This is a genomic window from Janthinobacterium sp. BJB301 (assembly GCF_002735685.1).
Taxonomy (GTDB): domain Bacteria; phylum Pseudomonadota; class Gammaproteobacteria; order Burkholderiales; family Burkholderiaceae_D; genus Janthinobacterium; species Janthinobacterium lividum.
In genome coordinates this window covers 223,399-249,123 of sequence record NZ_PDZJ01000003.1, presented here as the reverse complement: position 1 = coordinate 249,123, position 25,725 = coordinate 223,399, and the positions used below count along the sequence as shown (strand labels likewise).

The window sequence follows — 25,725 nt, the reverse complement described above, 5'->3', positions numbered from 1 at the left end:
GCGAGCGGCAGCGATTTGTGGCTAAGAAGCGCAACCGTACTTTAGTACGGTGAGCATCGCAGGCCGCAAAGCGCGACGCGCAGTAGGTTTTGTTTGGCGTTTAAAACCCTTGGGCCAGCAACGGCAACTGCTCCGCAAACCGCTCCGTCAGCCACTTGCCCGCCTGGCCCGGCGGCGTGTCGGCGCGCTGGATCAGGTAGATCGGGTAATTCTCGCCATTGTCGACGGCCAGCGGCAGGTGCACCAGGCGGCCTTCGGCCAGGTCTTCCCGCACCATCGCTTCGGGCATGTTGCCCCAGCCCAGGCCAGCGCGCAGCAGCGCGTGCTTGGAACCGAGGTCGCCCAGGCGCCAGTTGCGCAAACCCAGCACGCCAAAATCCTGGCCCTCCGTCAGCACGCTGCGGTCGCTGAGCACCAGTTGCACGTGTTCGCGCGCCACGCTGGAGGCAATCGGCCCTGCCTGCTGCGCCAGCGCGTGGCTGGGGGCTGCCACGGGAATCAGGCGCACATGGCCGACGGCGAGGCGCTCGAAGACGCTGGCCGTGGCCGTCATCCAGCCACCGAGGCCGATGTGGCAGCTGCCATCCATCACCAGCTGCGCCACGGCGCCCATGGCTTCGATGCGCAGGCGCAGGGCGACGGTGGGGAACTGCGCCTGGAACGCTTCCAGGACGCGCACCAGCACGCAGGTGGGAAACATCACGTCCACCACGACCGATACTTCCGCTTCCAGCCCGCCCGCCAGCGCCTTGGCGCGCGCGCGCATGCCGTCGACCTTCAGGGCCACGGCGCGCGCGTCGGCCAGCAGGGCCTTGCCCGCGTCAGTCAGGGTGGGTTTGCGCTTGCCGCGGTCGAGCAGCACCACATTCAGCTGTTCTTCCAGGTTGGCGACGGTGTAGCTGATCACCGATTGCGTGCGGTGCAGCTGGCGCGCCGCGTGGGCGAAGCCGCCCGCGTCGATGACGGCGACAAACACGCGCAACTGGTCGAGCGAAGGCTGGCCCGGTTCTCTCATGGTGACTCCATATCTAAAAATTCGATGCTAATCATTTATATTTATACGGTTTCATCGATGGTAGACCCGAACTATGCTGTGTGCAAGGGCCGCGATGCGGCATTCCAGTCTACCGTTTTCGAAGGAGCATTTCATGAGCAAGGTCTTGTACATCAATAGCAGCGTGCGCAACAGCGGTTCCCTGTCGCGTCAATTGTCCGGCGAATTCGTCGCCAAACTGGCCGCGCAAGGCGCCAGCGTCGTTGAGCGCGACCTGGCGGCGCAGCCCGTGCCGCACCTGACGGAAGAAGTGATGGGCGCCTTCTTTACGCCAGCCGACCAGCGCAGCGCGCAGGCGGCAGCGGCCGTGCAATTGTCCGATACCCTGGTCGATGAATTGCTGGCCGCCGACGTGCTGGTACTGGCCGCGCCCATGTACAACTTTTCCGTGCCGTCGACCCTGAAGGCGTGGATCGACCACGTGGCGCGCGCGGGACGCACGTTCCAGTACACGACGACGGGCCCCGTCGGCCTGGCCACGGGCAAGAAAGCGGTTATTTTCACGGCCAGCGGCGGCGTCTACAGCGAAGGCCCGGGCGCCGCGTATGACTACCTGAGCACCTATCTGCGCACGGCGCTGGGCTTCATCGGCATCACGGATATCGAGTTCGTGCAAGCCGAAGGCGTGGCCATGGGCGAGGAAGCAGTCAGCAGCGCGATCGCCAAGGGCCGTGCCTCGATCGAGGCGCTGGCTGCCTGAGTCAGGCTCTCCTCTAGTTCCAAAGAGGGATTGCCAATCTGCCATGGTTGACATAAGCTTGCCAGCGGCACGCCCCGTGCCAGCCTGGCGAGCCGTTCGCCATGAAAGTCCCTCATGCACAAGTTGGCAAGCGCGGTATTGTTCGGATGTTCCTTGTTTTCAGCAGGCATGGCGCTGGCGCAGACCGCGCCACCTGCGCCGCCTCACGTGGGGCGCCACGCCTCCACGCCCGAGGATATCCGCGCCATCGAAAAAGTCGTCGCCGACTTCCAGGCGGCGCTGATCGCCAAGGATGTCAAGCTGCTGTCGTCGCTGCTGCTGCATACCAACATCCTGTTCGCCTCGCCGGCCGACGACGGTTTCATCAAGAAAATGCGCGACACGACGGACGTCCACTTCGACGGCGTCGGGGCGGCCGGCTATGTTGCATTCGCCAACTTCATCAAGCGCGAACCGCAGCGCACGGAAGAAAAATTCTACAACGTCAAGATCACCCAGGACCGCCATGTGGCGTGGGTCAACTTCGACTACGAATTCCTCGTCGGCGACAAATTGTCCAACTATGGCGTGGAAGCGTGGCAGATGGTCAAGCGCGATGGCGAATGGAAAATCCTCAGCGTCGTCTGGTCCATGCATCCCGCGGCCGAGGCGGGAAAATAGGCGCCAGACAGGCCGCGTCAGTCGCGCGGCAGTTCGCGAATTTCCACCGTCCCCCCTGCGTTCAGTACGGGGTTTCCGATTAACAATTTTTTTGCATCGTCTATACTTTCAGCTTGCACACGTAGATAGCCTGACAAGTGTGACGTGACCGGCCTGGCTTGGCCGGACTGGTGCACGCAGATACCGGGCCCGATGGAACTGCCACCGCAGAAGCGGCCACTGGCCCTGAGCATGGCGAAGTAGTCTTCCCAGGCTGAGGTGGCGACGTCCACCGGTGTTTCCGTGTCGTCGTGCATGAAGATAATGTAGTCATTCATCTTTTTCTCCTGTGCCGCGTTATAAAAAGAGAGCTGAATTGAGTATCCTGAGCAATCGCGAGCGCATGGTTTTACCCTCACCGCGTCAGTCCGTAGAGACAAGCTGTCCGGCCATGTCATTTTTGGAGCGAACATCGTGCCGATAAAGTATGTTGATTTTTATGAGGTGAATTACACGGCAGAGCGCTTGCCGGGCTGCAAGCTATGGGGCGCCTACGTCGCCATCTATGCCCCTTCGCCCAATCCCATGCACCGGATGAATCTGGTTCGCAAGCGCCGGGTGTCGGCCGACCACCAGTTTACAACGGAAGCGGACGCCATGGCCGAAGCGGGCGAGGTGGCCGTCAAGCTGGTCGAGCGGCGCCAGCGCCGATACGTCTTCCATCCCTGAACCGTCGCGTGGCTTGTTTCGGCGCAAGTTATTACGAGTGAGCACAGTCCTGGCGTAGCCGGTGCAGGCGCGCCGGCGAAGTTGCCCGTATCATGCGAGATATTGCCACGCCAGAGGACCGCCATGAAACGCCAGTTGCACCTGCTTGTCATCGATCCGCAAAACGATTTTTGCGACTTGCCCGCCGCCTGGCTGCCGCCAGATACCGCACCGGCGCTGGCCGTGCCCGGCGCCCACGCCGACATGCTGCGCGTGGCGCAACTGATCCGCGAAGGGGGCAGCGGCCTGACGCAGATCAGCGTGACCCTCGACGCCCACCACCGCTACGACATTGCCCACCCCGCCTTCTGGCGCACGGGCGATGGCGGCGCCGTGCCGCCATTTACGCAGATCAGCGCGCAGCAGGTGCGCGACCGCCTGTTCCTGCCCGCCGCCAGCGGCGCCTTGCCGCGCGCGCTGGCCTACCTCGATGCCTTGCAGCAAGCGGGACGCTATCAATTGATGGTGTGGCCCGTGCATTGCGAGATCGGCAGCTGGGGCCAGAATATCCATGCGGCCGTGCGCGCCGCCTACAACGCCTGGGAAGTGGATCACTTGCAAGTGGTGGCCAAGCTGAGCAAGGGTTCCAATCCATGGACCGAGCATTACTCTGCCGTCATGGCGGAAGTGCCCGATCCTCAGGATGCGGCTACCCAGCTGAACCTGGATTTCCTTGCCACCTTGTTGCCGGCGCAGCAGATTTATGTCACCGGCGAGGCGGGCAGCCATTGCGTGAAAGCCAGCACCGAGCACATCGCCGATTACCTGGAAGCGCAGCAAGGCAAGCCGGCCCTGTCGCGCCTGGTATTGCTGACGGACTGCATGAGCCCCGTCACGGGCTTTGCATCGCAGCAGCGCGACTTCCTTGCCGCCATGCATGCACGCGGCGCGCGGCTGGCCACCTCCGCCGACGTCTTGCCTGAATTGTTGGCCAACGGGGTTGCCTGAGCCATTATTAATCGTGCCCTGCTGAAATGCTTGCGGTGGCGTACTATTCTGGCTTCAGGAAGTTGGAGAAAACACACATGACCCCGATAGTGCGCAGTTTGCTGGAAACCGATCTGTATAAATTTACAATGTGGCAAGCGTTGCTGCACGGTCATCCGAATACCCATACCGAATACGAATTTGTCTGCCGCAACGCCACCGCCTTTCCCCTGGCCGAACTGAAGGGCGAACTGGAAGAACAGCTCGACCATTTATGCTCGATGTCGTTTGCCGACGACGAGCTGGCCTATCTGCGCACCCTGCGCTTCATGAAGAGCGATTTCGTCGACTTTTTGACGGTGTTCCGCTTCCAGCGAAAATTCATCGACGTCAGCACGGATGGCGACACCTTGCTCGTGCATGCGGCCGGGCCGCAGGTGCACGTGATGGGCTTCGAGATTTTCGTGCTGTACATCATCAACGAACTGTATTTCCGCCGCTTCGACCTCGATGCGGCCATGCGCGAAGGGCGCCACCGCCTGGGCTTGAAAGTGGCGGCCGTCAAGGAATTCGGCAAGCTGCCGCGGCGCAAGCATCCGTTCGAGTTTTCCGACTTCGGCGTGCGCCGCCGCTTTTCCGGTGCCTGGCATGACGAGGTGGTGCAACGCCTGGCGCGCGAGGTGCCCGAATATTTCAAGGGCACGTCGAATGTCTACCTGGCGAAAAAGCTGGGCATCGTGCCGATCGGCACCATGGCGCATGAATACATGCAATCGTTCCAGTCCTTCGGCGTGCGCCTGCGCGACTTTCAAAAGGCGGCACTGGAAGACTGGGTACAGGAATACCGGGGCGACCTGGGCATCGCCCTGACGGACGTGGTCGGCATGGATGCCTTCCTGGCTGACTTCGACCTGTATTTCGCCAAGCTGTTCGACGGCTTGCGCCACGATTCGGGCGACCCCGTCGAGTGGGGCGAGAAGGCACTGGCCCACTACGCGGCCCTGCGCATCGACGCCAATACTAAGCGCCTCGTGTTTTCCGACGGGCTGGACCTGGACAAGGCGTTTGCCCTGTACCAGCACTTCGCCGACCGCATCATGACGGGCTTTGGCATCGGCACCAATCTCACCAACGATGTCGGTTTGACGCCGCTCAACATCGTCATGAAACTGGTGCGCTGCAATGGCCAGTCCGTGGCGAAACTGTCTGATTCGCCGGGCAAGACCCTGTGCAAGGATGAAACCTTCCTCGCATATTTACGGCAGGTGTTTCACCACCCGGCAGTGTAGGTACCTGGCTAGAAGCCCGTCACTACCGTGTTCATGTGCTCGACCTGGGGCGGGGCGGCGAAAAACTCACCGACGAGGCCGCGCCATGCCTGGAAGTCGTCGCTGCCGCGGAAATGCACGGTATGGTCTTCCAGGGTCGTCCAGCCCACCACCAGGCGGTAGGCATCGCCGTTTTCGATCGAGCGCTCCAGGCGCATCGATTCGCAGCCGCGTGCGCGCTGGAACAGGGGGATGGCTTTCGTCACGGCCGCTTCGAAGGCAGCATGCGTGGCCGATTTGATCTGGATGTGGGCAATTTCAAAAATCATGGCAAGTTCCACTGTGGAATGAAGGAATGCTGATCTTGCCATAATTTCGCCGCGCAGGGGGCGGAGGTCAGCCTGCAAGCGCCTGTGCGCTTGCGCGCTGGCCGCCCGCGTGGCTGGCCGTGCGCTGTTCGATGTCGCAGCCATTGCATGCCTGCACGATGGCGTGCGCCCGTTCCCGTTCCTGTGGGTTGCTGATGGCCACGACGAGGCGGAACATGCCGCGCCATGCGGCCTTGCCCTGTATGGGGACGGTGGGGACGGCCTCGTCGTCGACCGTGTCGAGCTGCACGGCGTGCGCGGGGAAACCATCGTCGAGCAGGGCGCTGCGGGCCTGCTGCGCATCGGCAAAATGGTCGAAGATACGGATCAGGGCAGATGGGGCAAGGGAGTGCGTGGCGGTGCTCATGGTCTGGCTCCCGGAAGGTGTCGTTTGAATTTGACCGGCAAGCCTGTAAAAAATTCTGCCTCAGCCTGTAAAATCCTCGATCAAGGCGCAAAAGTTTGATAAATATCCAGTATGGCTGCCAAGTCGCGCTAAGATACGCCTTGCGGTGCGTCCTGCAGACAGGGATGCGGGATCAATCTTTCATAGGAGAACCAAATGGCAGCGAAGAAAATTCTGTTTTTGACCGGCGATTTTGCAGAAGATTATGAAACGATGGTGCCCTTCCAGGCCCTGCTGATGCTCGGTCATACCGTGCATGCCGTCTGTCCCGGCAAGAAAAGCGGCGAGACGATCAAGACGGCCATCCACGATTTCGAGGGCGACCAGACATATACAGAAAAGCCGGGCCATTTGTTCACCCTGAACGCCAGCTTCGACGAGATCGACCCGGCCCACTATGACGCCGTGATGATCGCCGGCGGCCGCGCGCCCGAATATCTGCGCCTGAACGAGAAGGTCATCGCCGCCGTGCGCCATTTCGCCGAAGCGGGCAAGCCTGTCGCGGCCGTCTGCCACGGCGCGCAATTGCTGGCCGCCGCCGACGTCATCCGCGGCAAGCGCATTTCCGCCTATTCCGCCTGCGCGCCGGAAGTGAAACTGGCGGGCGGCACGTATGCCGACATCGCCGTCACGGACGCCGTCACGGATGGCCAGTTCGTCACGGCCCCCGCCTGGCCTGCGCATCCGGCCTGGCTGGCGCAGTTCGTCAAGCTGCTCGGTACCGAGATCCGTTTGTAACCTTTACCAGCCCGGCAGGCCGCAGCGCTTGCCGGGCGCACCACTTTTCAGATTCGAGTTCTTCATGCATGCGCTGCGCAGTCAATCTTCCCGCAAACAACTTCCAGCCTCGCGCTGGCGCCAGCGCCGCCTGGCGCAAGCCGCATCGGGCCTGAGCGCCGCGCAGGAACGCCAGCTGGCCACCCTGCACGAGATTTCCACCTTGCTGGCGGGGCAGCACGCCATCGATGCGCTGTGCCGTGGCTTCCTGCGCCACGTGATGCAGTTCGCGCAGGCCGAAGGGGGCACCGTGCGCATCCTCGACCCGCAGCACGATACCGTGCATATCATCGTGCACGAGGGCATTTCCGATGCCATGGTGGAAGAGGAACACTGCATCCGCAACAACGATTGCCTGTGCGGCGCGGCCGTGGCGCAGGGCGTGATCCAGATCCGCGATTTCCGCCAGGTCGATGCGCTGCAGCGCTACCGTTGCCAGGACGAAGGCTTTATCGCCATCGCCGTCTTTCCCATCCTTGCGCGCGAGCAGGTGGTGGGCAGTTTTTCGCTGCACTTTGCGCGCCCGCAAGCCGTGCAGGCGCAGCAGCAGGGCTGGCTGGAAACCCTGGGCCAGAGCCTGGGCATCGCCATTGAAAACCAGCGCCTGATTGCGCGCGAAAAGGAATTTGCCGTGGCGCGCGAACGCAGCCTGCTGGCCGAAGGCTTGCACGACAGCATCGCGCAAAGCCTCAATTTCATCAGCCTGCAAGTGCAGATGCTTGACGATTCCGTGCGCCGGGGGCAGCTCGATGAAGCGGCCGAAGTGTTGCCGCTGATGCGCATGGGCGTCGAGCAAAGCTACCAGGACGTGCGCGAATTGCTGGTCAATTTCCGCACGCGCTGGCATGGCAGCGACCTCGAAAGCAAGCTCACGGAAGTGCTGGCCAAGTTCGAGCTGCAGACGGGCGTCACGGGAACCCTGGAGATGAGCGGCAATGGCGCGCCGCTGGCGCCGGAACAGCAGTTGCAGATCCTGTTCATCGTGCAGGAGGCGCTGTCGAATATCCGCAAGCACGCGCAAGCGGGCAGCGTGACGCTGCGCGTGGAAAACGGGCGCGATTTTGCGCTGCAGGTGCGCGACGATGGCGAAGGCTTTGCCGCCAACCTGCGCGACAAGAAAACGGAATTGCAGATCGGCTTGCGTATCATGCAGGAACGGGCCGAGCGGCTCGGTGCGCAATTTGCCATCGACAGCCGGCCCGGCGCCGGCACGACGATCTCGCTGGCCTTGCCGGCAGCCCGGCGCCAGGCCGCGTAACAGATGACTTATCCCTATCAGGCAACAAACATAGTGAACGCACCAATCAAAATCCTGCTGGTCGATGACCACACCTTGCTGCGCAGCGGCGTCAAGCTGCTGTTGCAGCGCAATCCTCAATTCCAGGTGGTGGGCGAGGCTTCGAACGGGCTGGACGGCGTGCGCCTGACTGCTGAACTGCGGCCCGACGTGGTGCTGATGGACTTGAACATGCCCGGCGTGTCCGGCGTCGAGGCGCTGCAGCTGATCTTGCAGGACTTGCCGCAGATGATCGTGCTGATGCTGACCGTGTCGGAAAACGCGGCCGACCTGGGCGCGGCCTTGCGCGCTGGCGCACGCGGCTACTTGCTGAAAAATATCGAAGCCGAGCAGCTGGGCCAGGCCATTTGCCGGGCCGCCGCCGGCGAATCCGTGATTGCCGACGCCATGACGGCCAAGCTCGTGTCGCAGTTCCGCGCGGGACAGAATGCGCCCCAGGCCGACTATGACAAACTGACGCCGCGCGAACGGGAAGCCATGGCCTGCCTGGCGCAAGGACTGAGCAACAAGGAAATCGCGCGCCAGCTGGACGTGGCCGAAAGCACGGTGAAAATCCACGTGCAAAACATCCTCAAAAAGCTTAAGCTCAGCAGCCGCGTGCAGATCGCCGTCTACGCCGTCGAGCGCGAATTGAGTAAATAAAGATCAAACAACGCGCAAATAGTGCGCAAGGAATCCGCGATTGTTTGATCTGCATGGCGTTCCGGCCTAGACAACCCTAGTTCCTTTGACGTATGGCCTTGACCGTGCCTGCGCATTACACTCTTAGTCATTCGCTAATCTAATAAGAGAGTGTCATGCATAAGGTCAACGTCGATGGCTTGCTATCGAGCCAGGCTCTGTTCCGCCATATTTCCCCTTCGCAATTAGAGCAATTGCGCCAGGATGTCGTGCGCGTCGAAGTGGAAAAAGGCAAAGTGCTGTTCCGCAAGGGCGAGGTGGCGGAAGGCGCCTATGTGGTGGTCTTCGGCCTCGTCAAGCTGAGCGTGTTTTCCATGGAAGGCACGGACAAGGTACTGGAATTGATCCGTCCGGGCCAGAGTTTCGGCGAAGCCATGATTTTCCTCGATGAACCGTACCCGTTCTGCGCCGAAGCGCTCGAGCATTGCCTGCTGCTGCGCATCCCGCCGCACGCGCTGCTGCGCCTGCTGGACCAGTCGCCACGCATCGCGCGCCAGATGATGAACAGCCTGTCGCATCACCTGATGGGTTTTATCCGCAACGTGGAGCGCTGCTCCGTGCAGAACGCCACCCAGCGCGTGGTCGAGTACCTGCTGCAGGCATCGGACCAGCAGCGTTCGAACGAGGTCAAACTGGACCTGAAGAAAAGTCTGTTGGCATCGTTTTTGAACCTGGCGCCCGCTACCCTGTCGCGCGTGCTGCACCAGCTGACGGACTTGCACCTGATTAAAGTCAGCGGTTCGCTGATCCAGATCCAGCCGGACGCCTTGAAAACCTACCGCCATGGTTCTACCGCGGCCATGCTGAATTAAGCCTCTAAGTTTTTTCAGCAGGCAAGGTCAGCCGCCAGAACAGCAGGGCGAGCAAGCTGACCGCCGCGCCCAGCGCGCACACCCCATGCCAGCCCGCCAGCGCATACACGCTGGTGGCGGCAATCGCACCGACTCCGCTTCCCACCGCATAAAACAGCATGTAGCACGCCACCAGGCGGCTGTGCGCATCGCTGTCCTGTTTGAAAATCAGGCTCTGGTTCGTCACGTGGATGGCCTGGCCCGCCAGGTCCAGCGCGATGATGCCGACGATCAAGGGCCACAGGGCCGCGCCCGCAAAGCTCAGCGGCAGCCATGCGGCCAGCAGCAGCAACAGGGCCGCCCCCGTCGTCCATTGCGCGCGTCCGCCGTCGGCCAGCGCCCCGGCGCGCGCCGCGCCCAGCGCGCCGATCACGCCCACCAGGCCAAACGCGCCGATGGCCGCATGCGAATAGCCTTGCGCCGTCAACGGCAGCACCAGGGCGCTCCAGAAAATATTGAAGACGGCAAACATCAGCAGGGCCAGCATGCCCCTTACGCGCAGCACCTTGTGGTGCAGCAGCATGTCCAGCATCGAGGCGAGCAGGGCGCCATACGCCAGCTTCCGGCCTTGCGGCCTGGCCGGCGGCAGCTTGCGCCACAGCAGCAACAGCAGGGCGCAAGCGATGGCCGCCGAAACAAAATACACGGCGCGCCAGTCGGCGAGATCGGCCACTACGCCGGACAGGGTGCGCGCCAGCAGCAAGCCGATCACCACACCGCCCTGCGCCATGCCGACGACTCTGCCCCGCTCGTGGCTGGCTGCCGCGCTGGCCGCATAGGCGATCAAGCCCTGCGTCATGGCCGTGCCCAGCAGACCCACCAGCAGCATGCCGCCCAGCAAACCGGCCGTGGAACGGGCGCAGCCCAGCGCCGCCAGCGTGACGGCCAACAAGCCCAGCTGGAACAGGGTCAGCCGGCGCCGGTTCAGCATGTCACCCAGCGGTACGAGCAAGAGCAGGGCCAGCGCGCAGCCGAGCTGCGTGGCAGTGACGACCATGCCGCTGGCAGCGTCCGTCATGCCGAATTCGTGCGCCAGGGTGGCGAGTAAAGGCTGGGCGTAATACACATTGGCCACGCTGAGGCCGGCCGCCGTGGCAAACAGCCAGACGAGGGAAGAGGGAAGTGCTGTCGTGATGGGTGGGTTGGTATCGCGCATGGGCTTGTATGTAAGTGGTTTTAAATTAAAACCAGTTGGAGTCTACGCCGAGAAGTTTTAAAATGCAACCACTCAATCCTGGAGAATGCCCGTGGCCAAGCGCAAGAGCCTGAAAACCGACCCCTGTCCCGTGGCGCGCGCGCTTGACGCGATCGGCGAGCGCTGGTCGCTCCTGATCGTGCGCGATGCCTTCGACGGCATGCGCCGCTTTGGCGAATTCCAGAAAAGCCTGGGCGTGGCGAAGAACATCCTGGCCGACCGCCTGCACACCCTGGTGGAAGAGGGCATCTTTACGGTTGCCCCCGCCTCGGACGGCACGGCGTACCAGGAATACGTGCTGACGCAAAAGGGGCTGGCCCTGTTTCCCGTCGTCGTCGGCTTGCGCCAGTGGAGCGAGGCGCAATTGTTCGAAGCGGGCGAGGCGCATTCCACCTTGCTGCAACGCGGTTCAGGCTTGCCCGTGCGCCGCATGGATGTGCTGGCAGCGGATGGGCACGTGTTGCAGGCGGGCGACACGGTCGTGCACAAGGTGTTGCCGCAATGAGCCGCGTGGCCGTGCTGGGCGCGGGCATCACGGGCGTGACGACGGCGTATGCGCTGGCGAAACGGGGCGTGGACGTGACCCTGATCGAGCGCCACCGCTATGCCGCCATGGAAACGTCATACGCGAACGGCGGGCAATTGTCGGCCTCGCATGCGGAAGTGTGGAACCACAAGGCAACGATACTCAACGCCTTGAAATGGATGGCGCGGCGCGATGCGCCACTGCTGCTGCATCCATGGCCCAGCTGGCACAAGCTGAGCTGGTTTGCGGAGTTTCTTGCCGCCATGCCCGCCTACGAGCGCAACACCATCGCTACGGCGCGCATGGCGATCGCCGCGCGCGAACATTTGTTTGCGTGGGCGAAAGAGGAAAATATAGCTTTCGATCACCGCCGCGCCGGCATCCTGCATGTGTATCGGGAGCGTGCCGGCTTTGAGCGGGCGGCTGGCGTCTCGCGCCTGCTGGCACAGGGCGGACTGGAGCGGCGCGCCGTCACGCGGCAGGAAATGCGCGCCATCGAGCCGGCGCTGCAGGGCGACTTTTATGGTGGCTACTACACGGACAGCGATTCCACGGGCGACATCCACAAGTTCACCAGCGGCCTGGCCGATGCCTGCGTGCGCCTGGGCGTGGCGTGCCGCTATGGCGCAGAGGTCACGGCGCTGGCGCGCGAACACGGCAAGGTGCGCATTAGCGTGGGAGACGGCGTGGGCGAGGACAGCACCCTGTTCGACGCCGTCGTGATTTGCGCGGGCACGGCCAGCCGCGCCCTGGCGGCATCGCTGGGCGACCATGTCAACGTGTATCCCGTGAAAGGCTATTCCATCACCGTGCAGCTCGATGACCTTGCCTGCCGCGCGGCGGCGCCGTCCGTCAGCCTGCTCGACGATGCCACCAAGCTGGTCAGCAGCCGCCTGGGCGAAGACCGGCTCAGAGTGGCGGGCACGGCCGAATTCAACAGCATCAACCATGACATCCGCGCCGACCGCATCCGGCCACTGCTGCAGTGGGTCGAGCAGTGCTTTCCGGGCATCAATACGCGCAAGGTGATCCCTTGGGCGGGCTTGCGCCCCATGCTGCCGGACATGCTGCCGAAAGTGGGGCCGGGCAAGGCGCCGGGCGTGTACTACAACACGGGCCACGGCCACCTGGGCTGGACCCTGGCGGCGGCCACGGCGGAGATGGTGGCGCAGCAAGTGGCTGCCGTGGCGCGGAATTGAGCCATGCCAACGATCGCCATCCTGATCTTTCCCGGCGTGCAGGCGCTCGACGTCAGCGGGCCCATGGACGTGTTTGCCGAGGCGAACAGCTTTCTGCCGCCAGAACGGCAATACCGGATCGAGGTGCTGGGCACGCAGGAAGGCTTGCTGCGCTGCTCCAACGGCTTATGCCTTGCCGCGCACCGGCATTATGCGCAGGCGCACGACGCCTATGACCTGTTGCTGGTGGCGGGCGGCCCCGGCTTGCCGGCGCAACCGGTTGACGCGGACCTGAACGCCTGGCTGGCCAGTGCGGCCGGCAAGGCGCGCCGCCACGGTTCCATCTGCAATGGCGCGTTTTTGCTGGGCCATGCGGGCTTGCTCGATGGTAAAAAAGTGGCCACGCACTGGAACGATGCGGCCGCGCTGGCCGCCCGTTTTCCGCTGGCGCAGGTCGACGCGGACAGCATCTATGTGCATGACGGCAATCTGGTCAGCTCGGCGGGCGTAACGGCCGGCATCGACCTGTCGCTCTCCTTGCTGGCCGAAGCAGGCGGGGTGGGCGGGGCGCAGCTTGCGCTGCAGGTGGCGCGCCGCCTGGTGGTGTACACGCAGCGCCAGGGCGGGCAGTCGCAGTTCAGTCCGTATCTGACGCCCGTGGTGGATGCGGCTTCTCCCGTGGCGCAGGCGCAGCAATACGTGCTGGCGCACTTGGGCGAAGCGCTCGACGTGGACACCCTGGCGCGGCTGGTGGCCATGAGTCCCCGCAACTTTGCCCGCGTCTTCGTGCGCGAGCTGGGTGTGACGCCAGCCCAGTTCATCGAAAGCGCCCGGCTCGATGCGGCGCGCGCCCTGCTCGAAGCGAGTAGCGAGCCGCTGAAAACCGTCGCCTGGCGCTGCGGCTTCGGCACGGCCGACCAGTTGCGCACGGTGTTCCTGCGGCGCCTGGGCGTATCGGCCAAGTAATACCGGCAACATTTCTCCAGTTACCGGCAAGCCTGATACTGCGCATGGCAGGAATCCCCGCCATGCTGTCCGGAAAGCGCGGCAGCCAGCCCCCCCGCTGCGCCGGACGTAAATCTATACTTTTCCTGCTGGCGCGCCACTTCGGCCGCGCCCTTGAGGAAGGTCAAACATGCACACGACACTGGACGCCGAGCGGGTCGGCCCCGCCTATACCGAGGACGGCATGCTGCTGGCGCGCCGCAAGACGCGCGAGGCGATTGCCGCCATCGCCGCGCGCATCCGCCCCGGCATGCTGGAAGAAGACGCTGTCGCCATGGCGAAGCAGGTGCTGCTGGACATGGGGCTTGCGCTGAGCTGGCACCCCACGCGCGTGCGCTTCGGGCGCAATACCACGAAACCGATGAAACGCGCCTCCGAGCCGGGCGTGATCCTGCAAGAGAGCGACATTTTCTTCCTCGATATCGCACCGCGTGTGCAGGCGTGGGAAGGCGATGGCGGCGCCACGTTTACGGTGGGCGCCAGCGAACAGCAGGCGGACTATGCCCGCTGCGCGCGCGATGCGGAATGCCTGTTCCACCAGGTGCGCGCCGTGTGGCAGCGCGACAGGCTGACGGGGCAAGCCCTGTATGCCTACGCAGAAGAGGAAGCGCGCAAGCTGGGCTGGGAATTGAACTTTGACCTGGGCGGCCACCGCGTGTCCGACTTCCCGCACGCGACGATCTACGCGGGCGCGCTGGCCGACGCGGATTTTTCGCCGTCACCGATGCGCTGGATCCTGGAAATCCATCTGCGCCATCCGACCTTGCCGTATGGCGCTTTCTTCGAGGACATGCTGCTCGATGACAGCTACTATGCTTAGTTCTTCGGCAGCAGATCGCTGAGCGCGGCGCGGCCCTTGACGGTGAGGAAAGGGCCGACCTTGCTGTAGGGAAGTAAAAAATCGTTTTCACAGCCGCTGCCGTTCGAGTCTTCCCAGAAGGACACGCCTTCGGGTTTCAATGACAGGTGGAAGCGGCCACGGCCGTCGTAATCCGTGCCCTTGCACTCGGCATCGATTGTCACATTCTTGAAGAGGGCCTGGCGCAGGCGGTCCGGCAATTCGGCCTTGTCGTCGCCATCGCTGGCGCTGGCGCCAAACCAGTTCCACACGTCCGTTTCCTGGCCCGTCTTCACGTCCCAGGTGCGGAATTTGATGGAGATGCCGCTGGCGCCATAGCCGGCCGGCCAGCGGTAGAACTTGACCGTTACCCAGCGCGGCGACCAGTAGGTGGGTTCCGCATACACTTCGTCTTCTGTCGTGAAGCCGTTGCGGCCCAAGTATTCGCGCCGAGTGGCATAGAAGTCTGCCAGGTCTTTCTTGTTTTTTGCCAGCACGGCGCGCAGCTGCGTATTGATTTTCGCGATGCCGTCACCGGGCGCCATCAGTTCCACGGTGATGGTGTCGCCCACTTGCAGGTTGCGGTATTGCTTGCCTTCGAAGGCGATCGGTTTGCTCGTCTTGGTATTGGGAAAATCTTCCAGCGCCAGGTTGTAGGCATCGCTGGCGCAGGATGGATGTTCGCGGTCGCCCGCCGCTTCCAGCAGGGTCAAGGCCAGGGGCAGGGTCTTGCCGCTTTTCGGGTCCGTCCACGTGCCGGTGACCTTGCCGTCTTGCGGGGCTTCCAGGCTCCACGTGCCCGTCGTGTCGCCCTTGGCGTTGAGTTCCTGCCACAACGCCTTGCCATTCGGCTTGGACAGCATGATCGGCGTCTTGTAGCGCGTGTAGTAATAGTTGCCGCTGCGATCAGACCCTTGCGTGGGACTGGGCTGGTTGAAGCAGGCCACGATATTGGCCTTGCCCACAGTGCCCTGCCACACCCCTTGCACGGGCGGCTCGGCAGCCATGGCGGCATGCAGGGCGGGCAGGGTCAGGCAAGCAAACAGAAAGCGGCGCATCGGTTTTTCCTCTCGTGGGCGAAGGCCGATTCTACATGGCCCCGCCCACGAGATGCCACACGTCAACTTAAGCGCCCGGGCGCTCCTGCGCCACCACGGCCATCGCCGCGCCCAGGTATTGCAGCATGGCTCCGTCGACGAAGCTGCCTTCCATCAGACGCGGTTCCTGCTGGTGCGCCTGGCGGAATTTCAGCTGCGTGGCCGGGTTCGTGCCTGCATACGAGCGGAACAGCTCCAGCCACTGCCGCGCCAGTTGCAGCACGGCCGGGTCGGTGGGCGGCGTGCGCGCATCCATGGCGGCGCGCACGGCGGCGATCAGGGCCGGCCACTCGCCCGAACGCTTGCCGTAGTTGGCCACCAGGTGTGCGTATTCCTGCTCATCGAGGAAAGGCCGGTACAGCGCCATGCGCGAGGCATTGAAGGCGGCGAGGATGAATTGCATCAGTTGCGCATCGATGCTGGTCGTGGCCTGCATGATGGGCTCCTGCGCGTGCATGTCGTTCAGGCGGGCGAACAGGCCCGGATGGGCGCCCGTGTCGCGCACCAGCTTGACCATCCATTCCGTGGCCAGCGCCTGCGCCGGCGCATCGCCGGGGCTGGCGCCTGCCTCCATGGCGGCGCGCACCCGCGCCACCAGTGCTTTCCATTCCTCTTCCACGGCCGCATCGGACAGCAGCGGCAGTTGTTGCAGTTCTTCGTGACTAAAGTATTTGTCGTACATGGTCATCAACTCCATAGTGGTGAGCCACTCGGCCAGTTCCGGCGCCTGTCCCTGCGCCAGTTGCGCCTGCAAGCTGCACAGGCGTTCGCGCAAGGTGGAAGCCTGCGCGATCTGGTGTTCCAGCATGGCGATCTGCTGCGCCACGATGGTATGCAAAGGAAGATCCGGGCCGGCGAGGGCGTTGGCGATATCGGCCAGCGACAGCCCGAACTTGCGCAGCGCCATGATCCGGTGCAGCCGGTCCATGTCGCCGTGCTGGTACAGGCGGTAGCCAGCTTGCGTGCGCGCCGAAGGCGAGAGCAGGCCGATGCTGTCGTAGTGGTGCAGGGTGCGGATAGTCAGGCCCGTGAGCCTGGCCAGTTCCCCGATTTTCAACAGCATCGCCTTCTCCTTGTCTCCAGTGCGTGCAACCACGATGGCGCCTGACGTAACGTCAGGGTCAAGCAGAAATGTAGCAGAGGAACTGAAAAAGCTGATAAAAGAATCCGTTGACCTTCATTTTTTTGTACGGTATATTTATAAAACCGAACGACGACTGCAGCATGAACGGCGCGTTCGAGCCACATGGAATGACGAATGGATCGTTGTGCGGCGCAGCAAGAAGCGCCCTTGGCAGGGCTGGAAAGACAATCCGCACAGACGGATTTTTTTCACAGTTGGTTTGTACGTTAAATATAATATGCCACCGGCAAGATCCGGGCGGCGAGAGGGACGACCATGATGAAAAGTATCGTTTGCGATACGCCCGGCAGTTTGCGCATGGAGCAGCGCCCCGTGCCCGTGCCCGGCGAGGGCGAAGTGCTGCTGCGCATACGCCGCGTCGGCATCTGCGGCACCGACATGCATATCTTCCGCGGCACCCAGCCTTTCCTCAGCTACCCGCGCGTGATGGGGCATGAACTGTCCGGCCATATCGACAGCGCGCCAGCCGGCTCGCGCCTGGCCGTGGGCGATCAGGTCTACGTGATGCCCTATCTGTCGTGCGGCAGCTGCGTGGCCTGCCGCCAGGGCAAGACCAACTGCTGCACCCGCATCGAAGTGCTGGGCGTGCACCGCGACGGCGGCATGACCGAATACCTGGCGCTGCCAGAGCGCTTTGTCTTCAAGACGGAGGGCATCTCGCTCGACGACGCGGCCATGATCGAATTTCTCGCCATCGGCGCGCACGCCGTCAAGCGCGGCGCGATCGATGCCGGCAAGCGCGTGCTGGTAGTGGGCGCCGGCCCGATCGGCATGGCCGTGATGCTGTTCGCATCGTTGAAGGGCGCCGACGTGACGGTGCTCGATGGCCGCACCGACCGTCTGCAGTTCTGCCGCGACGCGCTGGGCATCGCCCGCACGGTGGCGCTGGGCGAGGGCGACAAGGAGCAGCTGCTGGACGCCACCGGCGGCGAATTCTTCGACGTGGTGTTTGACGCCACCGGCAATATCGCCGCCATGGAGCGGGGCCTGGACTTTGTCGCCCATGGCGGGTCCTATGTGCTGGTGTCCATCGTGCGCGACCGCCTGTCCTTTTCCGACCCTGAATTCCACAAGCGCGAAACGACCTTGCTGGGCAGCCGCAACGCCACCGTCGACGATTTCGAGGAAGTGGTGGCGGCCATGAAGGCGGGGAAGGTACCCACCGCGCTGCTCAATACCCACCGCACCACGCTCGACGAATTTACCGGCGTGCTCGATCGCTGGATGCAGCCGGAAGCGGGCGTCATCAAGGCCATCGTCGAGGTCTGAGATGAGCGACATCAACCCGATACTTCAATTTGGCACCAGCCGCTTCCTGCAGGCGCACGCCGACCTGTTCGTCAGCGAAGCGGCCAAGACAGGCGAGGCGCTGGGCAATATCACCATCGTACAGACCACGCACAGCGCGCAGGGCGCGGCGAGGGTGGCGGCGTTTCGCCGCAGCGACGGCTACCCCGTGCGCATCCGCGGCTGGCAGGACGGCGCGCAAGTCGATGAAGAGCGCCGTGCCGACGCCGTCACGCAGGCGTGGCAAGCCGGCAGCGACTGGCGGCAGGTGCGCGATGCGGCCGTGGCCGCGCGCGTGATCATCTCGAATACGGGCGACACGGGCTACCAGCTCGATGGCGCCGACCACGCGGGCATGCTCGACGGCGCGGCCGTTCCCGCCAGCTTTCCCGCCAAGCTGCTGGTGCTGCTGCACGGGCGCTTCCTGGCCGGCGCCGCGCCCATCTCGATTTTTCCGTGCGAACTGGTGGCCGACAACGGCCATGTACTGCGCCAGGTGATCGTGACATTGGCGCGGCAGTGGGGTTGCGCTGCCGCGTTCATCGGCTACCTGGAAACGGGCTGCCTGTGGATCAATTCCCTGGTCGACCGCATCGTTTCCGAACCGATCGAACCGATAGGCGCGGTGGCCGAGCCCTATGCCCTGTGGGCCATCGAGGCGCAGGAAGGCATGCTGCTGCCGTGCCGCCACCCGCAAGTGGTGGTGACGGGCAGCCTGCGCGAATATGAACGGCGCAAGCTGTTTTTGCTCAACCTGGGCCATACCTATCTGGCGCAGCTATGGATGGAGCGGGGCAGCCCGGCCGGCATGACGGTGCGCGAGGCGATGGACGACGGCGCCATGCGCGCCGCGCTGGAAGCGGTATGGCACGAGGAAGTGCTGCCCGTGTTTGCCGCCATGGGGGCGCAGCACGGTGACGCCGCGCTGGCCTACGTGGCGCAGGTCAGGGAGCGCTTCGGCAACCCTTTCCTCGCGCACCGCCTGGCCGACATCGCCCAGCACCACGCCGGCAAGATCGCGCGCCGCATGGCGCCCGTGGCATCGCTGGCGCGGCAGCTCTGTCCCTCCCTGGCGCAGCCGCGCCTGCGCGCCATGCTGGCGCCGGGAGCGCTGCCATGAACGCCCCGGTCAACGCAGTTGTTTCTTTTTCGGCATGCCGATCCAATCCGATATCGACTAAAATGGCCCACTCATCCACTTTCCCCTTCGCTGGCATAGCGCGTTCATTCATCCATGTCCAAACCCGCCACCGTCTTCAAGCGCAGTACCAATCTGCTGTTGCAATTTCTCGCCGAGAATGCCGCAGTGGGCGAGATGCTGCCGACGGAGCAGTTCCTGACCACCATCTGCCAGGGCAGCCGCACGGCGATCCGCAGCGCGATCGCCTACCTGTCGACGCGGCGGCTGATCGCCAGCCCGGCGGACCGGCGCTTGCTGAGGAAGCCCATACCGGGCGACTACTTCGATATCTCCGAATTGCAGTCGGGGGCGGAGCGCATCCAGCAAGTGCTGATGGAACGCGTGTACCAACGCGACATGCCGCCCGGCGCGGAATTTTCGGAAGCGGAACTGGCGCGCGAGGCGGGCGCCAGTACCGTCAGCGTGCGCGAATTCCTGATCGGCTTTTCGCGCTTCGGTCTGATCGAAAAGAAACCGCGCGGCGGCTGGCGCCTGTGCGCGTTCGACCGCTCGTTCGCCACCGAACTGGCGGACATGCGGCGCATGTTCGAGATGGCGGCCGTGGAGCAGTTTGCGCACCTGCCGCACGGCGATCCGGCGTATGCGGAACTGGCGCGGCTGATCAAGCAGCACGAGAAGCTGGCGGCCAGGATCGACACGCGTCACAATGCGTTTCCGGCGCTGGATCGCGAGTTCCACACCTTTCTGATCGGCTTGCTGAACAACCGCTTCGCGCAGGGCTTCTACGATATCGTCTCGTTTGTCTTCCATTACCACTACCAGTGGGACAAGGGCGAGGAAAAAGGCCGCAACCAGTACGCGGTGCAGGAGCACCTGGCGATCCTGCGCGCGTTGGCGGAGCACGACATACCGAAGGCGCTCGAGGGCATGCGCTCGCACCTGGATTCCTCGCGCCGCACCATGCTGTCCTCGATCGGCACGCGCGAAAAACTGAGCCAGCCGGGCGCCTAGCCATCCTTGCCGGGGAGGGTGCGCCATGAGCCTCGCTTCCCAGCCTGCCAGCCTGCTGCTGATGTCGCCCGAGGATAACTGCCTGATCGCCAGGACGGCATTGGCCTGCGGCGACGTCGTCGCCATCGATGGCTTGCCCGTCACCCTGGCGCAAAACATCCACATCGGCCACAAGGTGGCGCGCCGCGCGCTGGCCGTGGGCGACAAGGTGCTGCGCTACGGCGCCCTGATCGGCAGCATCACGGCTCCCGTCGCCATCGGTGAGCATATCCACACCCACAACCTGGCAAGCGATTACATCCCCACGTTTACCCTGGGCCAGGACGGCCACCATTTCCTGGACAAGGACGACCAAGCATGAACGCTCCCGCAACGACACCGGCCCTGTCGGGCTATCTGCGCGCCGATGGCCGCAAGGGCATCCGCAATATCGTGGTGGTGGCCTATATGGTCGAATGCGCGCACCACGTGGCGCGCCTGATGGTCAACGCCTTTCCCGGCCAGCCCGTGCACCTGATCGGCTTTACGGGCTGCTTCCCCAATGAATACGCGGACCAGGTGATGCGCCGCCTGCTGACGCATCCGAACGTGGGCGCCGTGCTGCTGGTGTCCCTGGGCTGCGAAGGCTTCAACAAATATGGCCTCTCCAGCGCCGTGGCTGACAGCGACCGCCCCGTGCATACGATTACCATCCAGGAAAACAGCGGCACGCGCCCCAGCGTGAGCAGCGGCGTCGAGTGGATCAGCTGGGCCCTCGAGCACCTGGCGCAGCAGGAGCGCGTGCCAATGGGCATCGATGAACTGGTGGTGGCCACTATCTGCGGCGGCTCCGACAGCACCAGCGGCATCAGCGCCAACCCGGCCGTCGGCGTGGCGTTCGACACGCTGATCGCGGCCGGCAGCCCCTGCATCTTCGAGGAGACGGGTGAACTGGTCGGCTGCGAATACCACATGCAGCGGCGCGCCGTCAGCCCGGACCTGGGCAACGCCATCGTTGAAACCGTGGCCAAGGCGGCCCGCTACTACACCATCATGGGCCATGGCAGCTTCTCGCCGGGGAATGCCGATGGCGGCCTCACCACGCAGGAAGAAAAGTCGCTGGGCGCCTATGCCAAGAGCGGTTCCTCGCCCATCGTCGGCATTTTGAAACCGGGCGATCAGCCGGCCGGCGGCGGCCTGTACCTGCTCGACGTGGTGCCGGACGGCGAGCCGCGCTTCGGTTTCCCTAACGTGTCGGACAACGCGGAAATCGTCGAACTCATTTCCTGCGGCGCCCACATCACCTTGTTCACGACGGGCCGCGGCTCCGTGGTGGGCTCGGCGATTTCGCCCGTCATCAAGGTGTGCGCCAATCCGCAGACCTTCGAGCGCCTGGCCGACGACATGGATATCAACGCCGGCAAGATCCTCACGGGCGAGGCCACGTTGGAAGAAGTGGGCGCGGAGATCGTCGCCGCCGTGCTGAGCGTGGCCAATGGAGCACTGAGCCGCTCGGAAGACCTGGGCCACCAGGAATTCGTGCTGACCTATAAACAATTCGAGGCGGTGGGGCCAGGCTGCTTCCCGCTGCGCGCAGCATGAGGGCCACGGCGATGGATGTCATGGATACCACGCGCCGCCGTACCTTGCCGCACGGCGGCCTCTCGCTGCCCTGCATCGGCATGGGCTGCGCGCCGCTGGGCGGCCTGTACCAGCCGGTCAGCGATGCGCAGGCGCGCGCCACCCTCGATGGCGCCTGGGATGCCGGCGTGCGTTTCTTCGACACGGCGCCGTTCTACGGCTACACCCGGTCCGAACACCGTCTCGGCGCGGCGCTGCGCGGGCGGCCCCGCGATCATTTTGTTGTCAGCACCAAGGTGGGACGGCTGATGCGGCCCGACGCCACCGTGCGCCCAGGCGATGACGGTTTTGCCGCGCCGCTGCCGTTCCGCCCCCATTACGACTACACGTATGACGGCGTGCTGCGTTCGCACGACGACAGCTTGCAGCGGCTGGGGCTCGATCGCATCGACATCCTGTTCGTGCACGATATCGGCAAGGCCACGCATGGCGAACGCGATCAGCACTACTGGCGCCAGCTGACGTCCGGCGGCGGCTTTCGTGCCCTCGATGAACTGCGCGCCAGCGGCCAGGTGAAAGCCGTGGGCCTGGGTGTCAACGAATGCGAGATCGTGCTGCGCGCGATGGTGGAATTCGACCTCGATTGCACCCTGCTGGCCGGCCGCTACACCTTGCTGGAACAGGCCTCGCTGTCGCCATTGCTGGACGCCTGCGTGGAGCGCGGCAACGCCATCGTGATCGGCGGCCCGTTCAACTCGGGCGTACTGGCCGGGAACGGCAAATTCAATTACGCCGATGCGCCGGCCGCGATACTCAAGCGGGTGGCGCGCCTGGACGCCGTCTGCCGTGACTTTGGCGTGCCCTTGCAAGCTGCCGCCCTGCAGTTTCCGCTCGCCCATCCCGCCGTCGCTTCCTGCATCCCGGGCGGCCAGGACCTGGCGCAGCTGCGGCAAAATCTGGACTGGTTCGCCACGCCGCTGCCCGATGCCCTGTGGCTGGCGCTGCGGGACGCGGACTTGCTCGATGCGCGCGCGCCGCTGCCTGCGGGAGTGGCTGCATGATGCGCATCGACGCCCACCAGCACTTCTGGCAGCTGGCCGCGCGTGCCGGCAGCTGGCCGCCGCCATCCCTGGCCGCCATCCACCGCGATTTTGCGCCCGCCGACCTGGCGCCCCTGCTGGCTGCGCACGGCATCGCCGGCACAGTGCTGGTGCAGTCGCTGCCGTCCGAAGACGATACGCACTGGCTGCTGGCGCTCTCCGAAGAAAGCAGCTTTATCCGCGCCGTCGTTGGCTGGACGGAGCTGCGGGCGCCCGACGCGCCGGCCAATATCGCCCGCCTGGCGTCGCATGGCAAGCTCAAAGGCTTGCGCCCCATGCTGCAGGATCTCGATGACGATGCATGGATCGCCGATCCCGCGCTGGCGCCAGCTTTGAACGCCATGGTGGAACACGGTTTGCGGCTGGACGCGCTGGTGCTGCCGCGCCACCTGCCCGCGCTGCTGCAATGCGCGCGCGACTATCCGCGGCTTCCCATCGTGATCGACCATGCGGCCAAGCCGCCGATAGCCGATGCCGCCTTCGGCACCTGGCGCGAAGACATGGCGCAGCTGGCCGCGCTGCCGAACGTGCATTGCAAGCTGTCCGGGCTGGTGACGGAAGCGCGGCCCGGCTGGTGCGTGGACGATTTGCGTCCCTATGCCGCACATGTGCTGCAAGTATTCGGCCCCCAGCGCGTGATCTGGGGCAGCGACTGGCCCGTGGTGGACCTGGCCGGCGGCTATGCGGCGTGGCTGGCCGCCAGTGAAGCGCTGCTGGCGCATCTGGGGCAAGCGGACAGGAACGATATCTTCGGCCTCAACGCACAGCGCTTTTACGGTATCAACGAGGAAACGCCATGAAAAGAATGGGCATGCTCATCGGCATCGCGCCGGAGCGTATCGCCGAATACAAAACCCTGCACGCCGCCGTCTGGCCGCAGGTGCTGGCCAAACTGGCAGCCGCGCATGTCAGCAATTATTCGATCTTCCTGCGCCAGCCGGAAAACCTGCTGTTCGGTTACTGGGAATACCACGGCGAGGACTTCGAAGCCGACATGGCGGCCATCGCCGCCGACCCTGAAACGCAGCGCTGGTGGACCTTTTGCGCCCCGTGCCAGCAGCCGCTGGCCTCGCGCGCCGAAGGCGAGCACTGGGCGATGATGGAACAGGTTTTTCATATGGATTAGTCGTAGATCCCAAAGCGAAGACCGGGGGCAGACCCTGAGGGGCTGACCCCGGCAGTTCAGGTGTTGGGGTAATAAATATAAAACAAAGGAGACAACATGACCGCCAGACTACAAGGCAAAATCGCCCTGCTCACCGCCGCCGGCCAGGGCATCGGCCGCGCCACGGCCGAAGCGTTCGTGCGCGAAGGCGCCACCGTGATCGCCACCGATATCAACCAGTCCCAGCTCGACGCGCTGAAGGAGGCGACTGGTTGCGCCATCCGCCGGCTCGACGTGACCGATGGCGCGGCGATCGCCGCGCTGGCCGACGAGATCGGCTCCGTCGATATCCTGTTCAACTGCGCCGGCTTCGTCGACGGCGGCACCATCCTCGACTGCGACGATGCGGCCTGGGACCGTTCCTTCGACATCAACGCGCGCTCCATGTACCGGCTGATGCGCGCCGTGCTGCCCGGCATGCTGGCCAGGGGCGCCGGCTCCATCGTCAATATGTCGTCCGTGGCGTCCAGCGTGAAGGGCGCGCCGAACCGCTTTATCTACGGTACCTCGAAGGCGGCCGTGGTGGGCATGACGAAATCGGTGGCGGCGGACTTTGTCACGCGTGGCATTCGCTGCAATGCGATCTGCCCCGGCACCATCGAATCGCCCTCGCTGAAGGAACGCATTGCGGCGCAAGCCGAAGCCACTGGCGTCAGCGTGGAAACCGTGCAAGCTGCGTTTGTCGCGCGCCAGCCGATGGGAAGAGTGGGCAGGGCAGAAGAAATCGCCGCCCTGGCCGTCTATCTGGCTTCCGATGAATCCGCCTTTACCACCGGCATGGTCCATGTGATCGACGGTGGCTGGTCAAATTAATCACTACAACGAGAGAACCCCATGAAACTGATGCGTTATGGCGCCAAGGGCGCTGAAAAACCTGCCTTGATCGATGCTGACGGCGCCGTGCGCGACCTCTCCGGCGTGCTGTCGGATATCACGGGCGCGACCCTGGGCAAGGATGGCCTGGCGACCCTGGCCGCCATCGATATCGCCAGCCTGCCGGTGGTGGACCATCCCGGCCGCATCGCGCCGCCGTGGAAAGGCGTAGGCAAATTTTTGTGCGTGGGCTTGAACTATGCCGACCATGCCGCCGAATCGGGCATGGCCGTGCCGGCCGAGCCGGTGCTGTTCATGAAAGCCACCAGCGCCATCATCGGCGCCAACGATGCCGTGGTGATGCCGCAGGACTCGCAGAAAAGCGACTGGGAAGTGGAACTGGGCGTGGTGATCGGCACCACCGCCCGCTATGTGAGCGAAGCCGATGCACTGTCGCACGTGGCCGGCTACTGCGTCGTCAATGACTTGTCCGAACGCGAGTATCAACTGGAGCGCGGCGGCCAGTGGGACAAGGGCAAGGGCTGCGATACCTTCGGCCCGATCGGCCCCTGGCTGGTGACGGCCGACGAAGTGGCGGACCCGCAAAACCTGGGCCTGTGGCTGGAAGTGAACGGCAAGCGTGTGCAGGACGGCAATACCAGGACGATGGTCTTCGGCGTGGCCAATCTGGTCAGCTATATCAGCCGCTTCATGACCCTGTACCCGGGCGACATCATCAGCACCGGCACGCCACCGGGCGTGGGCATGGGCCAGAAACCCGCGGCCGTGTACCTGAAACCGGGCGACACCATGCGCCTGGGGATCAACGGCCTCGGTGAGCAGCACCAGACCGTGCATGCCTGGAATCCGCAACTGATCGACAGTTAATGAAGTAGCAGACCGGCGTGCCGCCAAGGTGCTCAGACATC

The 25,725-nt window shown here is 64.1% G+C and carries 30 protein-coding genes; 23 read left to right on the top strand and 7 right to left on the bottom strand.

Annotated elements, in window-relative coordinates; genetic code table 11:
• Nucleotides 1–100: 100 nt before the first annotated feature.
• The gene (locus CSQ91_RS20470; protein WP_099389450.1) at nucleotides 101–1,015 is read right to left on the bottom strand and encodes a LysR family transcriptional regulator; all 915 of its coding nucleotides are present in this window, start codon (nucleotides 1,013–1,015) and stop codon (nucleotides 101–103) included.
• 133 nt (nucleotides 1,016–1,148) lie between these two features.
• Between CSQ91_RS20470 and CSQ91_RS20465 the strand changes: the two genes are divergently transcribed.
• Together CSQ91_RS20465 and CSQ91_RS20460 are read left to right on the top strand one after the other, a co-directional pair.
• Nucleotides 1,149–1,754: an FMN-dependent NADH-azoreductase gene (locus tag CSQ91_RS20465; protein WP_099389449.1), complete on the top strand. Its 606-nt coding sequence runs from the start codon at nucleotides 1,149–1,151 to the stop codon at nucleotides 1,752–1,754.
• Nucleotides 1,755–1,907: 153 nt separating this feature from the next.
• Entirely contained in the window at nucleotides 1,908–2,414 is a 507-nt protein-coding gene (locus CSQ91_RS20460; RefSeq protein ID WP_167468637.1) for a nuclear transport factor 2 family protein, read from the top strand.
• Between the two features lie 17 nt (nucleotides 2,415–2,431).
• Here the strand turns inward: CSQ91_RS20460 and CSQ91_RS20455 are convergent, their stop codons facing one another.
• Nucleotides 2,432–2,731 (bottom strand): hypothetical protein, encoded by a 300-nt coding sequence (locus tag CSQ91_RS20455; protein WP_070257532.1) that lies wholly within the window; start codon nucleotides 2,729–2,731, stop codon nucleotides 2,432–2,434.
• 136 nt (nucleotides 2,732–2,867) lie between these two features.
• Here CSQ91_RS20455 and CSQ91_RS20450 point away from each other — a divergent pair, with 136 nt between their 5' ends.
• From CSQ91_RS20450 to pncB, 3 genes are all read left to right on the top strand, one after another.
• Nucleotides 2,868–3,122, top strand: coding sequence for a hypothetical protein (locus CSQ91_RS20450; RefSeq protein ID WP_034781908.1), 255 nt, complete (start codon nucleotides 2,868–2,870; stop codon nucleotides 3,120–3,122).
• Between the two features lie 123 nt (nucleotides 3,123–3,245).
• Entirely contained in the window at nucleotides 3,246–4,109 is an 864-nt protein-coding gene (locus tag CSQ91_RS20445; RefSeq protein WP_099389448.1) for a cysteine hydrolase, read from the top strand.
• Nucleotides 4,110–4,186: 77 nt separating this feature from the next.
• Nucleotides 4,187–5,377, top strand: a complete 1,191-nt coding sequence (pncB, locus tag CSQ91_RS20440; RefSeq protein ID WP_034781917.1) for a nicotinate phosphoribosyltransferase — start codon at nucleotides 4,187–4,189, stop codon at nucleotides 5,375–5,377.
• Between the two features lie 8 nt (nucleotides 5,378–5,385).
• Here pncB and CSQ91_RS20435 read toward each other — a convergent pair whose 3' ends face one another.
• Together CSQ91_RS20435 and CSQ91_RS20430 are read right to left on the bottom strand one after the other, a co-directional pair.
• Complete coding sequence (locus CSQ91_RS20435; protein WP_034781921.1) at nucleotides 5,386–5,685, bottom strand: antibiotic biosynthesis monooxygenase family protein; 300 nt, start codon at nucleotides 5,683–5,685, stop codon at nucleotides 5,386–5,388.
• Nucleotides 5,686–5,752: 67 nt separating this feature from the next.
• Nucleotides 5,753–6,091 carry a hypothetical protein gene (locus tag CSQ91_RS20430; protein ID WP_099389447.1) on the bottom strand — a complete coding sequence of 113 codons (339 nt, stop codon included), beginning with the start codon at nucleotides 6,089–6,091 and terminating at the stop codon, nucleotides 5,753–5,755.
• Nucleotides 6,092–6,286: 195 nt separating this feature from the next.
• On the opposite strand from CSQ91_RS20430, the gene CSQ91_RS20425 reads away from it, so the two are divergent.
• The 4 genes from CSQ91_RS20425 to CSQ91_RS20410 all read left to right on the top strand — a co-directional run bounded on the left by CSQ91_RS20425 (nucleotide 6,287) and on the right by CSQ91_RS20410 (nucleotide 9,697).
• A complete protein-coding gene (locus CSQ91_RS20425; RefSeq protein WP_099389446.1) occupies nucleotides 6,287–6,868 on the top strand; it encodes a DJ-1/PfpI family protein in 582 nt (193 codons plus the stop codon).
• 64 nt (nucleotides 6,869–6,932) lie between these two features.
• Complete coding sequence (locus CSQ91_RS20420) at nucleotides 6,933–8,165, top strand: GAF domain-containing sensor histidine kinase (protein WP_099389445.1); 1,233 nt, start codon at nucleotides 6,933–6,935, stop codon at nucleotides 8,163–8,165.
• Between the two features lie 3 nt (nucleotides 8,166–8,168).
• Entirely contained in the window at nucleotides 8,169–8,846 is a 678-nt protein-coding gene (locus tag CSQ91_RS20415) for a response regulator (RefSeq protein WP_176382155.1), read from the top strand.
• A gap of 155 nt (nucleotides 8,847–9,001) precedes the next feature.
• A complete protein-coding gene (locus CSQ91_RS20410; protein ID WP_034781930.1) occupies nucleotides 9,002–9,697 on the top strand; it encodes a Crp/Fnr family transcriptional regulator in 696 nt (231 codons plus the stop codon).
• A 4-nt stretch (nucleotides 9,698–9,701) separates the two neighbouring features.
• Here CSQ91_RS20410 and CSQ91_RS20405 read toward each other — a convergent pair whose 3' ends face one another.
• Nucleotides 9,702–10,892, bottom strand: coding sequence for an MFS transporter (locus CSQ91_RS20405; RefSeq protein ID WP_099389444.1), 1,191 nt, complete (start codon nucleotides 10,890–10,892; stop codon nucleotides 9,702–9,704).
• A gap of 91 nt (nucleotides 10,893–10,983) precedes the next feature.
• Here CSQ91_RS20405 and CSQ91_RS20400 point away from each other — a divergent pair, with 91 nt between their 5' ends.
• From CSQ91_RS20400 to CSQ91_RS20385, 4 genes are all read left to right on the top strand, one after another.
• Complete coding sequence (locus CSQ91_RS20400) at nucleotides 10,984–11,436, top strand: winged helix-turn-helix transcriptional regulator (RefSeq protein WP_099389624.1); 453 nt, start codon at nucleotides 10,984–10,986, stop codon at nucleotides 11,434–11,436.
• Nucleotides 11,433–12,656 carry a D-amino acid dehydrogenase gene (locus tag CSQ91_RS20395; RefSeq protein ID WP_099389443.1) on the top strand — a complete coding sequence of 408 codons (1,224 nt, stop codon included), beginning with the start codon at nucleotides 11,433–11,435 and terminating at the stop codon, nucleotides 12,654–12,656. The genes CSQ91_RS20400 and CSQ91_RS20395 overlap by 4 nt, the downstream gene beginning before the upstream one ends.
• A gap of 3 nt (nucleotides 12,657–12,659) precedes the next feature.
• Nucleotides 12,660–13,601, top strand: a complete 942-nt coding sequence (locus CSQ91_RS20390; RefSeq protein WP_099389442.1) for a GlxA family transcriptional regulator — start codon at nucleotides 12,660–12,662, stop codon at nucleotides 13,599–13,601.
• 169 nt (nucleotides 13,602–13,770) lie between these two features.
• Nucleotides 13,771–14,460 carry a M24 family metallopeptidase gene (locus CSQ91_RS20385; RefSeq protein WP_034781944.1) on the top strand — a complete coding sequence of 230 codons (690 nt, stop codon included), beginning with the start codon at nucleotides 13,771–13,773 and terminating at the stop codon, nucleotides 14,458–14,460.
• On the opposite strand, the gene CSQ91_RS20380 is transcribed toward CSQ91_RS20385, so the two are convergent.
• Together CSQ91_RS20380 and CSQ91_RS20375 are read right to left on the bottom strand one after the other, a co-directional pair.
• Nucleotides 14,457–15,536 (bottom strand): hypothetical protein, encoded by a 1,080-nt coding sequence (locus tag CSQ91_RS20380; RefSeq protein ID WP_099389441.1) that lies wholly within the window; start codon nucleotides 15,534–15,536, stop codon nucleotides 14,457–14,459. The two genes, CSQ91_RS20385 and CSQ91_RS20380, sit on opposite strands and share 4 nt — an antisense overlap.
• Before the next feature lie 67 nt (nucleotides 15,537–15,603).
• A complete protein-coding gene (locus CSQ91_RS20375) occupies nucleotides 15,604–16,638 on the bottom strand; it encodes a MerR family transcriptional regulator (RefSeq protein WP_099389440.1) in 1,035 nt (344 codons plus the stop codon).
• Between the two features lie 339 nt (nucleotides 16,639–16,977).
• Here CSQ91_RS20375 and CSQ91_RS20370 point away from each other — a divergent pair, with 339 nt between their 5' ends.
• The 10 genes from CSQ91_RS20370 (at nucleotide 16,978) to CSQ91_RS20325 (ending at nucleotide 25,684) form a co-directional block, all read left to right on the top strand.
• Complete coding sequence (locus tag CSQ91_RS20370) at nucleotides 16,978–17,988, top strand: zinc-binding alcohol dehydrogenase family protein (RefSeq protein WP_099389623.1); 1,011 nt, start codon at nucleotides 16,978–16,980, stop codon at nucleotides 17,986–17,988.
• 1 nt (nucleotide 17,989) lies between these two features.
• The gene (locus CSQ91_RS20365; protein ID WP_099389439.1) at nucleotides 17,990–19,126 is read left to right on the top strand and encodes a D-mannonate oxidoreductase; all 1,137 of its coding nucleotides are present in this window, start codon (nucleotides 17,990–17,992) and stop codon (nucleotides 19,124–19,126) included.
• 114 nt (nucleotides 19,127–19,240) lie between these two features.
• Nucleotides 19,241–20,158: a GntR family transcriptional regulator gene (locus CSQ91_RS20360; protein ID WP_034781954.1), complete on the top strand. Its 918-nt coding sequence runs from the start codon at nucleotides 19,241–19,243 to the stop codon at nucleotides 20,156–20,158.
• A gap of 25 nt (nucleotides 20,159–20,183) precedes the next feature.
• Nucleotides 20,184–20,519 (top strand): UxaA family hydrolase, encoded by a 336-nt coding sequence (locus CSQ91_RS20355; RefSeq protein ID WP_034781958.1) that lies wholly within the window; start codon nucleotides 20,184–20,186, stop codon nucleotides 20,517–20,519.
• Nucleotides 20,516–21,739, top strand: a complete 1,224-nt coding sequence (locus CSQ91_RS20350) for a UxaA family hydrolase (RefSeq protein ID WP_099389438.1) — start codon at nucleotides 20,516–20,518, stop codon at nucleotides 21,737–21,739. Before CSQ91_RS20355 ends, CSQ91_RS20350 begins: the two co-directional genes overlap by 4 nt.
• Nucleotides 21,740–21,759: 20 nt before the next feature.
• The gene (locus CSQ91_RS20345; protein ID WP_257217423.1) at nucleotides 21,760–22,779 is read left to right on the top strand and encodes an aldo/keto reductase; all 1,020 of its coding nucleotides are present in this window, start codon (nucleotides 21,760–21,762) and stop codon (nucleotides 22,777–22,779) included.
• A complete protein-coding gene (locus CSQ91_RS20340; RefSeq protein WP_218963767.1) occupies nucleotides 22,776–23,618 on the top strand; it encodes an amidohydrolase family protein in 843 nt (280 codons plus the stop codon). The genes CSQ91_RS20345 and CSQ91_RS20340 overlap by 4 nt, the downstream gene beginning before the upstream one ends.
• Entirely contained in the window at nucleotides 23,615–23,944 is a 330-nt protein-coding gene (locus CSQ91_RS20335; RefSeq protein ID WP_099389436.1) for an L-rhamnose mutarotase, read from the top strand. The genes CSQ91_RS20340 and CSQ91_RS20335 overlap by 4 nt, the downstream gene beginning before the upstream one ends.
• 96 nt (nucleotides 23,945–24,040) lie before the next feature.
• Entirely contained in the window at nucleotides 24,041–24,796 is a 756-nt protein-coding gene (locus CSQ91_RS20330; protein WP_099389435.1) for an SDR family oxidoreductase, read from the top strand.
• 21 nt (nucleotides 24,797–24,817) lie between these two features.
• Nucleotides 24,818–25,684: a fumarylacetoacetate hydrolase family protein gene (locus tag CSQ91_RS20325; RefSeq protein WP_099389434.1), complete on the top strand. Its 867-nt coding sequence runs from the start codon at nucleotides 24,818–24,820 to the stop codon at nucleotides 25,682–25,684.
• The last annotated feature ends 41 nt before the right edge of the window (nucleotides 25,685–25,725 follow it).

What these genes read in the sequence shown, in the direction of transcription:
- CSQ91_RS20470 (WP_099389450.1), bottom strand. Translation starts at nt 1,015, where the DNA reads ATGAGAGAACCGGGCCAGCCTTCGCTCGACCAGTTGCGCGTGTTTGTC.
- CSQ91_RS20465 (WP_099389449.1), top strand. Translation starts at nt 1,149, where the DNA reads ATGAGCAAGGTCTTGTACATCAATAGCAGCGTGCGCAACAGCGGTTCC.
- CSQ91_RS20455 (WP_070257532.1), bottom strand. Translation starts at nt 2,731, where the DNA reads ATGAATGACTACATTATCTTCATGCACGACGACACGGAAACACCGGTG.
- CSQ91_RS20445 (WP_099389448.1), top strand. Translation starts at nt 3,246, where the DNA reads ATGAAACGCCAGTTGCACCTGCTTGTCATCGATCCGCAAAACGATTTT.
- pncB (WP_034781917.1), top strand. Translation starts at nt 4,187, where the DNA reads ATGACCCCGATAGTGCGCAGTTTGCTGGAAACCGATCTGTATAAATTT.
- CSQ91_RS20435 (WP_034781921.1), bottom strand. Translation starts at nt 5,685, where the DNA reads ATGATTTTTGAAATTGCCCACATCCAGATCAAATCGGCCACGCATGCT.
- CSQ91_RS20430 (WP_099389447.1), bottom strand. Translation starts at nt 6,091, where the DNA reads ATGAGCACCGCCACGCACTCCCTTGCCCCATCTGCCCTGATCCGTATC.
- CSQ91_RS20425 (WP_099389446.1), top strand. Translation starts at nt 6,287, where the DNA reads ATGGCAGCGAAGAAAATTCTGTTTTTGACCGGCGATTTTGCAGAAGAT.
- CSQ91_RS20420 (WP_099389445.1), top strand. Translation starts at nt 6,933, where the DNA reads ATGCATGCGCTGCGCAGTCAATCTTCCCGCAAACAACTTCCAGCCTCG.
- CSQ91_RS20415 (WP_176382155.1), top strand. Translation starts at nt 8,169, where the DNA reads ATGACTTATCCCTATCAGGCAACAAACATAGTGAACGCACCAATCAAA.
- CSQ91_RS20410 (WP_034781930.1), top strand. Translation starts at nt 9,002, where the DNA reads ATGCATAAGGTCAACGTCGATGGCTTGCTATCGAGCCAGGCTCTGTTC.
- CSQ91_RS20405 (WP_099389444.1), bottom strand. Translation starts at nt 10,892, where the DNA reads ATGCGCGATACCAACCCACCCATCACGACAGCACTTCCCTCTTCCCTC.
- CSQ91_RS20395 (WP_099389443.1), top strand. Translation starts at nt 11,433, where the DNA reads ATGAGCCGCGTGGCCGTGCTGGGCGCGGGCATCACGGGCGTGACGACG.
- CSQ91_RS20390 (WP_099389442.1), top strand. Translation starts at nt 12,660, where the DNA reads ATGCCAACGATCGCCATCCTGATCTTTCCCGGCGTGCAGGCGCTCGAC.
- CSQ91_RS20385 (WP_034781944.1), top strand. Translation starts at nt 13,771, where the DNA reads ATGCACACGACACTGGACGCCGAGCGGGTCGGCCCCGCCTATACCGAG.
- CSQ91_RS20380 (WP_099389441.1), bottom strand. Translation starts at nt 15,536, where the DNA reads ATGCGCCGCTTTCTGTTTGCTTGCCTGACCCTGCCCGCCCTGCATGCC.
- CSQ91_RS20375 (WP_099389440.1), bottom strand. Translation starts at nt 16,638, where the DNA reads ATGCTGTTGAAAATCGGGGAACTGGCCAGGCTCACGGGCCTGACTATC.
- CSQ91_RS20370 (WP_099389623.1), top strand. Translation starts at nt 16,978, where the DNA reads ATGAAAAGTATCGTTTGCGATACGCCCGGCAGTTTGCGCATGGAGCAG.
- CSQ91_RS20365 (WP_099389439.1), top strand. Translation starts at nt 17,990, where the DNA reads ATGAGCGACATCAACCCGATACTTCAATTTGGCACCAGCCGCTTCCTG.
- CSQ91_RS20360 (WP_034781954.1), top strand. Translation starts at nt 19,241, where the DNA reads ATGTCCAAACCCGCCACCGTCTTCAAGCGCAGTACCAATCTGCTGTTG.
- CSQ91_RS20355 (WP_034781958.1), top strand. Translation starts at nt 20,184, where the DNA reads ATGAGCCTCGCTTCCCAGCCTGCCAGCCTGCTGCTGATGTCGCCCGAG.
- CSQ91_RS20350 (WP_099389438.1), top strand. Translation starts at nt 20,516, where the DNA reads ATGAACGCTCCCGCAACGACACCGGCCCTGTCGGGCTATCTGCGCGCC.
- CSQ91_RS20345 (WP_257217423.1), top strand. Translation starts at nt 21,760, where the DNA reads ATGGATACCACGCGCCGCCGTACCTTGCCGCACGGCGGCCTCTCGCTG.
- CSQ91_RS20340 (WP_218963767.1), top strand. Translation starts at nt 22,776, where the DNA reads ATGATGCGCATCGACGCCCACCAGCACTTCTGGCAGCTGGCCGCGCGT.
- CSQ91_RS20335 (WP_099389436.1), top strand. Translation starts at nt 23,615, where the DNA reads ATGAAAAGAATGGGCATGCTCATCGGCATCGCGCCGGAGCGTATCGCC.
- CSQ91_RS20330 (WP_099389435.1), top strand. Translation starts at nt 24,041, where the DNA reads ATGACCGCCAGACTACAAGGCAAAATCGCCCTGCTCACCGCCGCCGGC.
- CSQ91_RS20325 (WP_099389434.1), top strand. Translation starts at nt 24,818, where the DNA reads ATGAAACTGATGCGTTATGGCGCCAAGGGCGCTGAAAAACCTGCCTTG.